11 protein-coding genes are annotated in these 14,437 nt (G+C 46.4%); 8 read left to right on the top strand and 3 right to left on the bottom strand.

The window, feature by feature from the left end; all coding sequences use genetic code 11:
* The first annotated feature begins 132 nt into the window (after positions 1-132).
* Positions 133-2,544: an S-layer homology domain-containing protein gene (locus DESGI_RS20735; RefSeq protein ID WP_006521337.1), complete on the top strand. Its 2,412-nt coding sequence runs from the start codon at positions 133-135 to the stop codon at positions 2,542-2,544.
* 156 nt (positions 2,545-2,700) lie between these two features.
* Here the strand turns inward: DESGI_RS20735 and DESGI_RS20730 are convergent, their stop codons facing one another.
* Positions 2,701-3,024, bottom strand: a complete 324-nt coding sequence (locus DESGI_RS20730; protein ID WP_006521338.1) for a copper amine oxidase N-terminal domain-containing protein — start codon at positions 3,022-3,024, stop codon at positions 2,701-2,703.
* A gap of 493 nt (positions 3,025-3,517) precedes the next feature.
* Here DESGI_RS20730 and DESGI_RS20725 point away from each other — a divergent pair, with 493 nt between their 5' ends.
* From DESGI_RS20725 to DESGI_RS20710, 4 genes are all read left to right on the top strand, one after another.
* Positions 3,518-3,970 carry a hypothetical protein gene (locus tag DESGI_RS20725; protein WP_006521339.1) on the top strand — a complete coding sequence of 151 codons (453 nt, stop codon included), beginning with the start codon at positions 3,518-3,520 and terminating at the stop codon, positions 3,968-3,970.
* A 187-nt stretch (positions 3,971-4,157) separates the two neighbouring features.
* On the top strand, positions 4,158-6,041 hold the full coding sequence (locus tag DESGI_RS20720; protein WP_041285021.1) for an FAD-dependent oxidoreductase: 1,884 nt from the start codon (positions 4,158-4,160) through the stop codon (positions 6,039-6,041).
* Between the two features lie 117 nt (positions 6,042-6,158).
* A complete protein-coding gene (locus DESGI_RS20715; RefSeq protein WP_006521341.1) occupies positions 6,159-8,120 on the top strand; it encodes a DUF5693 family protein in 1,962 nt (653 codons plus the stop codon).
* Between the two features lie 241 nt (positions 8,121-8,361).
* Positions 8,362-9,384, top strand: coding sequence for a copper amine oxidase N-terminal domain-containing protein (locus tag DESGI_RS20710; protein ID WP_006521342.1), 1,023 nt, complete (start codon positions 8,362-8,364; stop codon positions 9,382-9,384).
* Positions 9,385-9,623: 239 nt separating this feature from the next.
* Here the strand turns inward: DESGI_RS20710 and DESGI_RS20705 are convergent, their stop codons facing one another.
* Complete coding sequence (locus DESGI_RS20705) at positions 9,624-9,938, bottom strand: hypothetical protein (RefSeq protein WP_006521344.1); 315 nt, start codon at positions 9,936-9,938, stop codon at positions 9,624-9,626.
* 10 nt (positions 9,939-9,948) lie between these two features.
* Positions 9,949-10,269 carry a hypothetical protein gene (locus DESGI_RS20700; protein ID WP_006521345.1) on the bottom strand — a complete coding sequence of 107 codons (321 nt, stop codon included), beginning with the start codon at positions 10,267-10,269 and terminating at the stop codon, positions 9,949-9,951.
* Positions 10,270-10,594: 325 nt separating this feature from the next.
* On the opposite strand from DESGI_RS20700, the gene DESGI_RS20695 reads away from it, so the two are divergent.
* The 3 genes from DESGI_RS20695 to csaB all read left to right on the top strand — a co-directional run bounded on the left by DESGI_RS20695 (position 10,595) and on the right by csaB (position 14,117).
* Complete coding sequence (locus DESGI_RS20695; protein WP_006521346.1) at positions 10,595-11,332, top strand: WecB/TagA/CpsF family glycosyltransferase; 738 nt, start codon at positions 10,595-10,597, stop codon at positions 11,330-11,332.
* Between the two features lie 122 nt (positions 11,333-11,454).
* Positions 11,455-12,771: an LCP family protein gene (locus tag DESGI_RS20690; protein ID WP_006521347.1), complete on the top strand. Its 1,317-nt coding sequence runs from the start codon at positions 11,455-11,457 to the stop codon at positions 12,769-12,771.
* Between the two features lie 212 nt (positions 12,772-12,983).
* Positions 12,984-14,117, top strand: coding sequence for a polysaccharide pyruvyl transferase CsaB (gene csaB, locus DESGI_RS20685; RefSeq protein ID WP_041285020.1), 1,134 nt, complete (start codon positions 12,984-12,986; stop codon positions 14,115-14,117).
* The last annotated feature ends 320 nt before the right edge of the window (positions 14,118-14,437 follow it).

The following is a 14,437-nucleotide window of genomic DNA, read 5'->3' as shown; positions in this document are numbered from 1 at the left end:
CTGTCTTACTTATAGCACAATTATACCCAGCTATGCCGGTCTTTTTCTCTTTTTCTGGCAGGATGTGGGGCCGGGGGTGTCGAAATAAATACCCTAAGGTAATTATTTTTACAAAGGGGGAGTGAACTTGCCATGCGAAAGCGGGGCCTGACATGGCTTTCCTTTATTGTACTAATTGCGGCGCTTTCCGTGTTTGCTTTTGGAGGTATTGCTATGGCCGGATTTTCTGATGTTGCCGAAAGTCACTGGGCGGCCAAGGATATTATCCAAATGAGTGAACTGGGGGTGGCTGGGGGGTATACTGACGGAACCTTTCGCCCCTATGTAACTGTTAAACAGGTAGAAGCTTTATCTATGGTCGTACGGGTCATGGGTCTTAAAGCATCGTCAACCACTGACTTGATTGAGGTGCCTTTCCCCGTGCCCACCTGGGCTCAAGGGGAAGCCAAGCTGGCTGTGCAGCACGGTTTACTTGATAAGTCCGACCAGTTTTCTGCTAATTCCGGGGCTTCCCGGGCCTGGGTGGCCAGATTGCTGGTACGTATGATCGGTAAGGAATCCGAGGCTGAGGAAAGGTTGCTGCTGCCCAATTTTACGGATTCCAACCAAATACCCGATTGGGCTTTGTATTATGTGCGGGTGGCGCAGGATAATGATCTGATTGCTGGATATAATGACAGGTCTTTTCGCCCGAACAATGAGGTTAATCGTGCTGAGTTGGTTACTTTTTTGAGCCGGGCCATGGAAAGTTTGCCCGAAAGTGGCACCGTTACTAATTCCAATCAGCAGGCAAAAACAACGCTTAGCGGGACAGTGGTCAAAATCTATGCCGAAAGCGATGCTTTTGTATTAGAAGATATCAGCGGTGGTTTGAAAACCCTATATTTGCCCGGTGGGTTCGATATTTCCGTGACGGGCTCCAGCCAGCAAGGGCTGAATGCTTTGCAGCCCGGTGATGAAGTGGAGGTTGGTCTTAACTCACAGGGCTATGTGATAAGTATTGTGGTGCAAGCTAGAACGGGTATGGTTGGTAACGAGGGCGTGGTCTATGACCTGGATATGGAAGCTCGTCTGCTGACTCTTCAATCGGATAATAATGAACGTTTATCTTCTTTTCGCCTGAGTGATTACGTCAGTGTGCGGGCGGAAGGTGTTCGTTTCCCCACCATAAATGATATACGCAAGGGCGATCGGGTGAAGGTTACCGTTCAAGACGGTTGGGTTACCGGTATAGAGGTATTGGAGCTGGCTTCGCAGTTGAAGGTTACAGGTAATGTGCTGGTGTTGGACGAGGACAATGGCGTCATTACCTTGGATGTTGACGGACAGTTATGCGCGTATAAGCTTTCTTCCGTAGTACAAGTTACCTCGCCTGGATTGTCAAAGGCCTTTCTCTCTGACGTGGACGAGGGTGATACGGTTACTGTTGAAGTAGATTCCGGTGAGATTATCGCGCTGGAAATAAGCGGTCAGCAGGACGATGATATTGTAGAAGCCACTGTTTACGCCGTGGATACCCAAAACCGTGTGCTTACTTTAATAGATGGCCAGGATAAGTTAAAGTCTTATGATGTGTTAAAAGAAGCCCGGATTACAGTTGATGGTAAAAATGATTCATTAAGCGATCTGGAAAGGGATATGGAAGTAACAGTGCGTCTGCTGGACGGCGATATTATCGCTGTAGAAATAGACGATACCCTTAAGGGAACCATAGTTAGTATAGATGAAGACGGGTTGTTGTTGGTGCTGCAGCGAGATAATGGCGAGCGTAAAACGTATGTGATAGATAAAGATGTGGATGTGGAAAGTAAAGATAGCCGGGATGAGCTGGATGAAATAAAACGAGGGGATTACGCCAGCATAGTACTGGATAATAATCGGGTGGAAGAGATTAACCTGCGCACTTTGGTTATTTGTAGGGTGGAAAATGTCAGAGAGGTGTATGACCGGCTGGAAGTGGTGGATGAAGATGGCGACAGTCTCAGGTTATCTGTAAGGGGCGGTGTAGATTTGATAGTGCCGGGTATTACCTACCCCAACCTGGATGATGTGCACAAGGGTGATCTGGTAAGAGCCACTTACCTGGGTCGTGATTTAGAAAAAGTGGAGGTAATTAAATCTCAACTTGGTGAAGTTACTTTTATAAACACAAGTCAGAAGAAGATAGTGGTAAAGCTGTTTAGCGGTAAGACCACTGAATTCAGTTTTGCCACCGGCAGCAGAATTAATTCAAATGGCCGGGTGTATGATTCCCTGAGTACGCTGGATACCGGTGACCGGGTGGAGGTTTTGGAGAATCCGGGCGGTGGTTATACATTTATGATCATGAAGAAACTTTCCGGTAAGCTGGCCTTTGATATGGATGATGAGGAAGACAAGGTATATCTTGAAAGTGGAAGTAGTTGGAATGCTTACAAACTAAACGAAGATGTGTATGCCCATAACTCCTACGGTACTGTAATCAGGTTGAATAATATCAAGAAGGGCCAAATCGTTGACCTATACATGCTCCGGGATATGGTGTGTGAAATAGCAGTCAAGTAAAAGATGGCAAGCGGGGACCGGTTTACTTGTTACCCCCCATTCCCGCTTCATTAGAAGAAAGTAACCAGGAAGAGTCTGATACCAGGAAATATGGAAGGTAATTATAAACACTTTTCCCTAGTAAAAGATAGGATGTAGGCAGTTTTTATATAATGCTTACGTTCTATCTTTTATTATTTTGGCAGGGATTTCTAAATTTACATCTTCTCCATTAATGGTAGCCACGGGATTGTTAACCTGTAACCATATATTTCCTGATGTAATAGACTTGTCATCGGCGTTCCAGTCTACCTGTTGATTCAGTGCCTCAAAAATTGCTCTTAAGGGCACCAGTGTTTGGCCGTCTTCAACAACAGCGGAGTTTTTTGTAACCAGACGGGTTTCGTTGATGAAAATAGCCGGAGATGCTACCGCCATAGCCAAGCTGCTGCTGAATAAGAAAAGGCTCAAAGTTAACACTGCTATCAATTTTGTTTTCATGCTTAACCTCCTGATTTTGTTGATATTTCTTTTTGTTCAGACCCTTGATCTGAGGTTATTGGCAGTAACAACCACCTCCTTTATATTAAGATTAAGTTGTTATATTTTTATTTTGATGTTGGATGCTTAAAATCCTTCTTTTTTACAAAATTACACATTTGTCAACAAATTCTAACGGTTGCATAAAACCGGCCTGTAAAAAACTGGCTGGGCTATGCTTGTTTAAATATCAAATAGAAACAGAGAAACACTACACAGCGGGGAACATTTAGCCAGTGTTTTCCGTCTTTTTATTGGCAGCATTTAATATGGTATATAAGTGTGCGGAATGAATGTACCCATTACAAATTAATAAAAATTCATAAACGGTTTTACTAAAATGAATAACCATGTGATTGTATAGAGAGTTTGAGCGGGATAAGGTATATGCAGGAAATACACTCGTCTTGTCGAAGTAGGAAACCATCATATGAAAAAATGGAGGTTTTGCTCGGTGAGAAATAAGAAATCTAAAGCTGTGATGGTATCTCTGCTGCTCATTGCGGTGGCCATCATTGGGTATGCAGGTCTGGCTGCGGCCAGCGGTGGTGAGCCTGGTTCCGCTGCTGACCCTCTGGTCACCAAAAGCTTTGTGGAAAAGTATGTGCAGGAGTACATTGGCGGTCTGGGCTCTTTAGGTGGCTCTAGTTCTTTAGAATGGATCGTTAAGAATCTGGAAACCGGCCAGGAATTTATCGGTAAGGCGGGCACCGAAATCATCGTGCGCAGCGGCAGCGCTGTGGTGGTGGATCCCAGCAGCGGTGGCGGCATACCTGATTTAACGGCCGGGAAAAATGTCTTGGCCGGCCAGGTGGTGGAAAACAACCACCTGCTTAGCTTGCCCAGGTCTGACGGCCGGGGCATCCAAGCCCAAAAACCAACCACTATTATGTACCGGGGATTGTAGAACAACGGGTTAGCCAAAGGGGGGCGTTCTTGATATTTTGAATAAGCCCTCAGCCCTCAGTTGCTTTTCGGGCTTTTTGGAGGTGTATAACTCGTGAGCAAGGCACTGTTACGCGAGTTAGGTTGCTTGCTTCGGGCTTTCCGGATGCCCCTCACCTTGGTGGGGGGGAGGAGGTCATTTCTAGTTGATGAGCAGTAACAAAAAGATTGCTATGTTAGCCCTGCTAGCCGGGCTGGCGGTTATAGCGCTGGCCTATGCGGCTATCAACAGTATCATAAATAGAGATACAGGCAACGAGTACTTACCCCCACCCCGTTCTGTGGGGGATGCTTATGACTTAATCGTTGTGGGTGGCGATCCCGAAGGGGTGGCCGCCGCAGTGTCGGGGGCACGGAACGGCCTTGATGTTTTACTTGTGGATACCCGGCCCGAACTGGGGGGGCTGATGACCAGGGGTTGGTTGAACAGCATAGACATGAACTACGGCCCGGGCGGGGAAATATTAAATAAAGGTATCTTTCAGGAGTTTTATGACCTGGTTGAGGGAGATTCCTTTGATGTGCAAACCGCTGTCCGGGCATTTAACCGGCTGGTGAACGCTGAAGAAAAACTTACCGTGCTGCTTAACGCTGATTCTGTAATACCTGTTGTGAAAGATGTGAAAAACGAGCCACCGGGCGGCAGGGTGGTCACGGGCATCAGGCTGGTTTACGGCGGCGTGACCAGGGAAATCATAGCCCGTAATGTTATTGACGCCACCCAGGACGGGGACATGGCGGCCCTGGCCGGTGTGCCTTTCAGCCTGGGCCAGGAGGATATCGGCAGGCAGTCCAGTCTGATGGCAGCTACCCTGGTATTCAGGTTGGAAAATGTAAGCTGGCTGGACTGGTGGAAAATCCGTTTTTATTTGACCTTTACCGATGCCAGAAAAAGCACCGGTGCCAATAGGCACAGCGCCTGGGGGTTTTATGATCAAACAGCTTTATACAAGCCGTCCACTGACAGGCTTTTTTTGAGGGGGCTGAATATCGGCCGGCAAAATGACGGCAGTCTGTTGATTAACGCACTGCTGATTTATGGGGTCGACCCCCTTGATCCCGGTTCCAGGGAGGAAGCCAGGGAAATAGCCGTTAAGGAATTGCCTGCAATTGTAGAATTTCTTAATAAGAAGGTGTCCGGTTTAAGCAAAGCCGGTTTGGGGGGAGTGGCACCTGAGCTGTACGTTCGTGAATCAAGGCATATTTATGGTGAGTACCGGTTGACCCTGGATGATGTTCTGGAAAACCGGGATTTTGACGATAGGATAGCCTTTGGGTCATATCCAGTGGACATGCAGCCAACTGACCCCGGTATTCCGGGCATAATCATCGGTGCTCCACAGCAATATGCTGTACCATTCAGGTGTTTGGTGCCGCAGCAGGTGGACGGGCTGTTGGTGGTGGGCAGAACGGCCAGCTTTGATTCTCTGGCCCACGGCAGTGCCAGAACGGTTCCCGTGGGTATGGCTGCGGGACAGGCTGCCGGTGCGGCAGCGGCACTGGTGGCGGAACATCACTTAACCTTCCGGGAACTGGCTGCCAACCGGCAGTTGATTGCTGAGCTGCAGCGCAGGCTAGAGGAACAGGGTGTTGAGTTGGAACCTTTCCACATAGACAACGAACTGGCCGGTCACGAGGCGTATGCTGGTTTGAAATTTATTCGTGGGCTTGGGCTGGCTTCGGGTGGATATAATAATGATTATCGGCTGGATCAGGATATTGCTGAGCAAAGATATATCAATATCTTATACCAGGTGATCAAACAAAGCGTTTTGGATATCTCCGAATTACCTTCGCTGTATCCCGAGGGAAATATCTTTAACCTGCATGATGCCGGCTATATGCTGGTTAAATTCCTGGGATTAGATTTAAGCAAACAAGCATCGTTGGATTATCTTGCAGAGAAAGGTATATTTACGGGACAGGAAGATTACTGGCGGGATTATATGGACCCTGAAAAACCGTTAAGCCACGGGGCAGCTTATCTATTGATGAAAGAGTTTGTGGAAATGCTGCAAGATAAAAGACGATAGCGGTTTACCTGATTTAGTATTGACCGGGAAGAGTTGGTTATATGGAATGGCACCTATCAAGGCGGCGAAAACTTTGAGGAACGGAGCCTATTCTATCAATCGTTGGGGGTTTTGCTTTTGCGCGAGAATAAGTGGAAAGTTATATTAATTGGGGTAATCATTGTTTCTTTGCTGGCCGCCGGATATATAGCATGGCAGAGGCATGGGCTGGAAGAAAATAATCAAAGCGTGGCCATGTCGGTTGTTTATGATGAGGTGGCTTCACTGGCCAGGATGAATGGCCTGGACGTGGCGGAAGCGCTGGGCATGTTCAGAGAAAGTGGAGTAAGCACAGTATTAATTAAAGAACCTACCGTAGGCGATGCCCAAGCTGCTGGTGAACTGCTGATGCGTACCGGCAATGAACTGCTTTTGCCTGGTAATGCCGCCATATGGCAGCAATTTGGCGAGTCATTCAGGGAGCAGATAAAACCGGATTACCGCTATTTGATCATTTGGGACACTGAAGTATACCAGAGGGTGCAGGGCCAGCTGCAGGCCAAGAAGGTACCGGTGCGCTCCTGGGAAGGTAGAGAGGGAACGAGTGTTAATATTATAGAGGTGGCTTACAACTGGGGCCTGTTTGAACAAATGGGTTTGGGATTTCTGGCCGGTGCAGTGAAGGAGGTCAATGCCGCCGGGTTGCAGGCCATGGTGCAGGTGCGTACCTGGAACCAGGTAACCCCGGAAGGATTAACCTATGTTTTCCGGGAGCTTAGAAAGATACCAAACCTGTCCGGGGTATTATTCAATGACCCGGTGCTGCCCGGTTTTCCGGAACAGGTCAGGTTGCTGTCATATTTAATGGAGGAACAGGATGTTCCGCTGGTGCAGATTGAGTTTTCCAGCCAGAAGGGCCTGGCCAAACTGGGCCTGCTGCTGGATAAAAATGTAGTCAGGCTGCACACGCTGACCCTGGAGGAAGATATCAAAAAAGATTACGATATTGCCGCCATGGTGGATCGGTTTAATTTGGCGGCTACGGAACGCAATATCAGGGTTTTACTTTTGCATACTTATATGAAAACTGATGTGCCGGATATGTTGGCTATGAATCTGCAGTTGGTGGAAGAGACCAGGGAAAATTTACAGGCCGAAGGATTGCAGGTGGGTGAGGCATCTGTGCTGCAGCCCCTTGGAGTTTCCCGGTTGGTATTGTTTGTAATCGGGTTGGGTGTTATTGCCGGGGCGATGCTGCTTGTTTTAATGATGGGCTGGCCCCGATTAGCCTTGGGCTGCGGTATTATAGGCCTGATTGCCTGGACAGGATTGCTGGCCGTGGATATGGTTACTCCGGCTTGTAAGATAATGGCCTTCATTGCGGTAGTGGTTTTCCCCACCTTATCTCTGATGTTGAATGTGCGGCAGGGCGGGGTCTCGCTGGGTCGCAGTGTGTTGCTATTGCTGCGTACTTCCCTTTACTCGCTGGCTGGGGCATTATTAATGGTGGGCCTGCTGGGCGATGTAGGCTTTATGCTTAAGCTGGATCAGTTTACCGGGGTTAAACTGGCCCATGTGGTCCCGTTGCTGCTGCTGACGATGGTATTCTGTTTTGCTGGAGCAAAGGGCGATGGTAGCTGGCAGCGAAAGCTGCAGCAGTTTTTAGAGCAACCGGTGCTGGTCAAGTTTACCATTCTCGGTGGGGTACTGTTTGCGGCGCTGTTGGTTTATGTTTCCCGTACCGGCAACGAATCCGCGGCTATATCCGATTGGGAATTGCAGTTTCGCACTTTGTTGGATAATATTTTAGGTGTGCGTCCCCGTACCAAGGAGTTTTTACTGGGACACCCGCTGCTGTTGCTGCTGTTATATCTGGGCTATCGGAATAATCAATATATACCGTTGTTGTTGGGTGGTGCCATTGGCCAGATTTCATTGGTTAACACTTATGCCCATATCCATACCCCCCTGGCCATATCATTGACCCGCAGTATACACGGTCTCTGGCTGGGTATTATCATTGGCCTGGCGCTGATTATTCTTTGGCGTGCCGGGGAAAAACTTCTTATCAAGCGCTGGGGATGGTTTCAGGAAGATTGAAAAGCAGTGGGGGTAAACTAATGATTTACGGTATAGCTTCCAGTATAAGAAAGCCGTCTATCGACGGGCTTTCTTTTTTATCTCTTAAAATTCTTTGTATGCAGGAATCCAGATCTATAATATAAAAGTTTTACATTGTAAGGAACAAGTTGCTATATTAATACGTCAAATAATTAATTAAAAAAATAATTTTTTTTAGGAGGGGTTCGTTATTTTTAGAAGGAGATTTGCAGTATTAATTATGACAGCGGTTATGCTGCTGGCTTTGGGCGGTATGGCGGAAGCATCGGTGGCCACCAAACAAATTAAGGTTAATTATAATAATATAGTGATATATGCCAATGGAAAAGCGGTTAGCTTATCGGCCGGCCAGGAGCCTTTTTTATTGAACGGGGTTACTTACGTACCGCTGCGTGTGGCCGGGGAGGCACTAAATAGTAACGTGAACTGGGTGGCCGATACAAAAAGCATCTATATAACAAGTGGCGCTTCTACGGAAGAAAATAACCTTAAAATACAGATGGCTTTAAAGGATCAGGAAATCGCCAATTTGAAAAAACAAGTTGAAGATTTGAAAAAAAATAATGATGACAAAGATGACAAAGATGATGATGATCTAAGTGACCTGGAAGATGATTTGATGGATGATTATGATAAACTGGAAGATGTATATATAGACAGTATTAAGCTGCGCGGCGACGAGGATCATGTGAAAGTTGAAATTGAAGTGGATTTGGACGATTATGAAGATGAGTGGGAAGATTTAACGGACAGGAATATAGAAGACTGGCTGGATGATCTGGTTGAATATATCCAGGATGAGCTAACGGACGAGACGGTGGTTGACGGTACTATTTACAGTACGGATGATGATGAACTGGTTGAATTCGATAAAGACGGCAAAGACCGCCTGGAGGTGGATTTTAACGATGATTACTTCCGGGGCGGCAGTGAAAATGCTTCTGACGTGGAAGACAATCTGTTAAATGAAAGATTTAGAGTAGATGATTTGAAATTTACGGTATCCGATATCAGCTATGATAAAGATGATGATGAGGTTAGAGTGAATTTTGAACCAGAGGATACAGACTGTGCAACAAAATGGGATGATCTAAACAGGCGCATTATTGAAGACGCTGTGGAAGATATTGGCAAGGATATAGCCAATGAATTTAAAGATGAGGATGTTAAAGTTGAAACCGTAAGATTATATTTCTATGATGAAGACAACGATTTGCTGGATAGTTATAGATATGATGTGTAACCCGGGCCCAAAGCGTGAAAGTCACCTTTTTGATCAATTCCGGCAAAAAAGTTTGGAAGCAAGGGGACGGTTCTCTTGCTTCCATGAAAGCAAGAAAGAGAAAAACGAAATTGCTTTGCGATGGTTTTAAATAGAAAAAGTATGTTTCCTTTTTGTGGTATTGTTAATCCGCCAAAACCAACATACCAAGAAAGGAACATACTTTTTTTAATGATTATAACATGAGAAAAAAACATTCCCTAATTTAACTCTTTTACTTTTTTTACTAATTCTTTTTCCAGGTTATCAATTAACTTATTTAGATCTGCCTTTATAACTGGATCTTCTTCGTTGTTAACGTGGTTTTTTATTATATCTATTAATTTTTCCAACGACTCTATATTCATCATGCAAAATATACTTAGAGTGTTCATGTTGGTGGCAATTGTATTTAATTCATGTCGCATTGATTTAAAATGATTGCCCGCAAGTCCGTATTCTTTATCCATTTTCCATAGAGCTTGTTTGATGCGCTGGAGAACTAATAGTATATGTTCTTTTGCTGTGCTATGCATGTCAATCTCCCTATTTCTTTAGTAATATTAATTCTTCCACAATTTTCTTAAAAATTAACAAATCTTCGGTTACTTTCTTATTATTATTGTTGCTGTTTAATTCATTAGTTAGTAAGATGTTTATTGTAATAAGAGTAGGCGTATTCAGCTGTAAAAAAGCATCTATTAGATTGCCCAGGATGTTGGTTTCTTCACAGAGCTCCGCGAGTAGATTGTATACTTTAGTTGCATCGTCTTCTTTGACAATATGGGGATATTTACACTCTAAATGATTCAGTTTTGACTCTATATTATGAATGGAATTATAAATGTTTATTAATGTATTATACATATGCTACACACCCTAATTCTTATTTATTTGTGAAAATTATACCATTCAAACATTTGTTTGTAAAGATAAAAAAAGTTAAAAAGTAGGGAAAAAGGGAAGGAAGCAGGGGGATGGTTCTCTTGCTTCCTCCTCCCCCGTCCTCCTTCCAGCATGCACATAGAAAGGATTTATCCAGGACAAGGTAATATGCAGGAAATGTAACCGTGTTGTCGAAGTAAAAACCATAAGTCCGGTTTTGGGGATGAATAATTTTTTGTATCGTGCTAATTTTTTTGCAACAAATGACTGATTTTTTACGTCAACAACTATATACCAGGTGATAATTATGAGAGTTAAACTATTAAACGCACCAATTGACTGCCTGTCCATGGACCAGAGCGTAGAGCGGGTGGCTGAATTGATCAGTGCGGGAGGCCCCCGCCGGGTAATTACCCTGAACCCTGAAATTCTTTACCGGGCTGTGCAGGTTGATCATGACCTTTTAGAACTAATCAACAAAGCGGACCTGGTTACCGCTGATGGAGAGGGTATTGTCTGGGCCGGACGGGTGACTGGTACGCCGTTCCCGGAGAGGGTTACCGGTATTGATTTGATGCTGCGCCTGGTGGATCGGGCCGCCGCTGAAGGCTGGAAAGTATACCTGTTGGGGGCTGCTCCCGGGGTGGCTGAAGATGCAGCGAAACAATTAACCCGCCGCTTTCCCGGGCTGCAGGTGGTAGGGACCCAGCATGGTTATTTCAAATCGGACGAAGAGGTCGCTATTGTACAATCTATAAAACAAAAGGGACCGCAGTTGTTGTTTGTGGCCCTGGGGGCACCGGCCCAGGAAAAATGGATTGACCGCCATATTGAAAGCATTGGCCACGTGGTGGCCGTTGGTGTGGGCGGCAGTTTTGACGTAATTTCCGGCCGGGTGGCTAGAGCGCCCCTGTGGATGCAGAAATTGAAAATAGAATGGCTGGGACGGCTAATCAGTGAGCCATCGCGCTGGCGGCGCATGCTGGTATTGCCTAAATTTGCCTGGCTGGTGCTGAAGACATACCGTTTAGGTCGAAAACTATGATATTTTTTTAATATTTATGCGATAATTTCAATTGAATAAAGCTTGAGAAAGGTATATTATGTCGATGTAGTTTGTCCCATGAGCAGTGTTTTTGGCAGCGAAAGGGAGGTGTCCTGTCAGGTATGTCCATAAGAAGAAAAAGAAAATTAAAAAGTAAACTGCGTTTGGTTATATTTTTACTATTGATGATTGGCCTGTTCGCCGGCGGTTTTGCGGCGGCAAATAACTATCTTTGGCCTCTGTTCACCGGTAAGGATAATATGGCTGGTGACGAAGGGGATGACCAAATTACCAAGCTGCCCAGCATCAATGTTTTAATGATGGCTGTGGATGAACGAGACGGCGACAAAAGTTTACTGACTGATACCATGATTCTGGCCAATATTAACAATAAAGATAACCGTATTTCATTGCTTTCCATACCAAGGGATACGAAGGTGAATTTGCCCGGACACGGGGTTAATAAAATTAACGCGGCATCTGTGTACGGTGGGCCGGAAATGGCTATGGAAACGGTATCGGAACTCGTTGGGATGCCGGTGGATTATTATATTCTTACCAACTTCAACGGTTTTAAGGATATCGTTGATGCCCTGGGCGGCGTGACCATTGATGTTGAAAAAGATATGAATCACCATGAAAATGCCTACGGCGGTGCTTACGACATTCATCTAACCGAGGGCGTGCAAAAACTTGATGGCGAGCATGCTTTGATGTATGTCCGCTACCGTAGTGATGAGCTGGGAGATATCACCCGCACACAGCGCCAGCAAAAATTGCTTGCCGCCATTGCCGATGAGGCGATGAAACCACAGTCCATCACCAAACTGCACAAGCTGATACCCCAGATACAAAAAAATGTTGAAACCAATATGGGTTTAAAGCAGATGATTGCTCTGGCCCAGGCAGGCAGCAAGCTGAATAATATACAACTGGTAACCCAGACCATGCCGGGTTGGTTTTTGGATGAGCACGGCATCAGCTACTGGTATGTAGATCCGCAAAATGCCAAGGAAGTAGCCAGGTCACTGTTTGAAGAAGGCAAGGTTATGGAGGTTGTGCGGGGAGCCATGACAGGTAATACTCCAACACAAGTAGCCATGGAGCAAACCGGGTCTGCAGGGCAGGTGCGGCAGAACACTTCGGACACTGCAACTAACAACTCAGCCACTGACAGCAATGAAAATAACACCAGTGACAATATCAATGACACTTATTATAACGAGACACCGGACGTTATTGAATATAACAATGCTGGGGAAGATCAAGGTGGCGGTTGGGATAGTGATGGTGGCTATGTAGATGGGCAGCAGTCACTGGATGATGCATCGACACATACACCTTCAACCAACCATACCCCTGGCTCACTCGAAGAAAGTAAGCAGGAAGAGTCTGCTGCAAGCAGGCATGTGGAGATAATTATAGATACTTTGCCCTAGCCAAAAACAAGTGGGACGCAAGTTGGTTTATCCGGCTTGCGTTTTTATTTTTTTGCTAAAAGAATCTGTTCCCAAAGGTGCCAGGTGTTGAAAGGTTGAAAATCAAAGATTTTCAACCTTTCAACACCTGGCACCTATAACTGGCCGGTTGCGCGAGTATGCAAGTTAATGTAATAATATAGTAGCATTTGTCGTGCGAGGAAGGTGTGTCCGTGGTTAGCAAAGGTAGTAAACAACGCAACCGGGTGGTTATATCCGGTTATTATGGTTTCAGTAACTTGGGAGACGAGGCTGTGCTGTACAGTATTTTGCGTGTATTGCGCCACAGCGTACCCGAATTGGAAGTCACCGTATTATCCAATGAACCCCGGAACACTGCCCGGGACTACGGGGTACATGCAGTGGATCGCTGGAATATGCGGGAGGTGGCCGGGGCAGTTCGCCGTGCCGATCTTTTGATCAGCGGCGGGGGCAGCCTGCTGCAGGACGTCACCGGCCTGCAAAGCCTGATGTATTATCTTGGGGTGATCTGGCTGGCCAGGTTCTTTCGCCGGCCTGTGATGTACTATGCCCAGGGCATCGGCCCGGTGACCACAAAAGCGGGCCGGCGGCTGGTGGGGCTTACCACCCAGCGGGTGCAGGCAGTCACAGTACGCGATGCAGAGTCTCTGCAGGATCTACAGGCCATGGGGGTGAGACGGCCCGTTGAGGTGACCGCTGACCCTGTATTGGGCCTGCGCCCCGGTGATATTGACCTTTCTGTGGGAGCGGAAATATTGCGCCGTCATGATATACAGGTTGGGTCGGGGGTAGTGGGGGTTTCGGTGCGGCCGTTGCCCGGTCCCCCCATTTGGGAAATGGAACTGGCCAAAGCATGCGACAGGCTGGCCCGGGCGGGGCGGACCATCGTGTTTCTGCCTATGCAAAGCCCGGCCGACCTGGTAGCATCCCGTGAAGTGGCGGCTGCGATGCGGGAGTCGCGTACAATTATCAGTACTAAACTATCTGTACCGCAAATGATCTCCTTGGTGGGCAACCTGGATCTGCTGGTGGGCATGCGCCTGCATGCCTTGATTTTTGCGGCGGTCTGCGGTGTGCCCCCGGTAGGTATCGCCTATGATCCCAAGGTGGAGCGGTTTTTAAGCCGCCTTGGACTGGCCCCCGCGGGAAAACCGGCCGAAATCGAAAGCCAGGCCCTGGCCCAACAGGCAGAAACCTATCTGTCCAATAAAGAACAGCTGGTGGATGATATGGCCCGAAAACTGGAAGATTTGCAACAAGCCGCCGCTTACACAGCGGAACTGGTGCGAAAGCTGGTGCCGGGTGTTGAAAGGTTGAAAGGTTGAAAGTTGAAAGATATATTGCAATGGTTATACTGCAAAGGGTGGCTTACTTATCGTTATAGTAGCGGCTGGGGGATCATAAACTACTAATAACATGACAATCCTGTTCGTTTTGTCGTAAGATCCTTCAATTTAGCAAAAAAATTATCGATGTCAAGTACCACTTTACAATATCATCTTGTTTATAAGGTTTTCCGGCCGGCTACCCATAAAATGTTAGATTGCAGGATTTGCAGGTTTTTTGTGGAAATAATGAATATAGATTCTAACTCCCTGCCGGAAAATCCCTGTTCTGAGCTTACGCGGGGTAGTTCATTTTAACT

The organism is Desulfoscipio gibsoniae DSM 7213 (assembly GCF_000233715.2).
Lineage (GTDB): Bacteria > Bacillota > Desulfotomaculia > Desulfotomaculales > Desulfallaceae > Sporotomaculum > Sporotomaculum gibsoniae.
This window is presented reverse-complemented; position numbering and strand designations above follow the sequence as displayed.

What these genes read in the sequence shown, in the direction of transcription:
- DESGI_RS20735 (WP_006521337.1), top strand. Translation starts at nt 133, where the DNA reads ATGCGAAAGCGGGGCCTGACATGGCTTTCCTTTATTGTACTAATTGCG.
- DESGI_RS20730 (WP_006521338.1), bottom strand. Translation starts at nt 3,024, where the DNA reads ATGAAAACAAAATTGATAGCAGTGTTAACTTTGAGCCTTTTCTTATTC.
- DESGI_RS20720 (WP_041285021.1), top strand. Translation starts at nt 4,158, where the DNA reads ATGAGCAGTAACAAAAAGATTGCTATGTTAGCCCTGCTAGCCGGGCTG.
- DESGI_RS20710 (WP_006521342.1), top strand. Translation starts at nt 8,362, where the DNA reads ATGACAGCGGTTATGCTGCTGGCTTTGGGCGGTATGGCGGAAGCATCG.
- DESGI_RS20705 (WP_006521344.1), bottom strand. Translation starts at nt 9,938, where the DNA reads ATGCATAGCACAGCAAAAGAACATATACTATTAGTTCTCCAGCGCATC.
- DESGI_RS20700 (WP_006521345.1), bottom strand. Translation starts at nt 10,269, where the DNA reads ATGTATAATACATTAATAAACATTTATAATTCCATTCATAATATAGAG.
- DESGI_RS20695 (WP_006521346.1), top strand. Translation starts at nt 10,595, where the DNA reads ATGAGAGTTAAACTATTAAACGCACCAATTGACTGCCTGTCCATGGAC.
- DESGI_RS20690 (WP_006521347.1), top strand. Translation starts at nt 11,455, where the DNA reads ATGTCCATAAGAAGAAAAAGAAAATTAAAAAGTAAACTGCGTTTGGTT.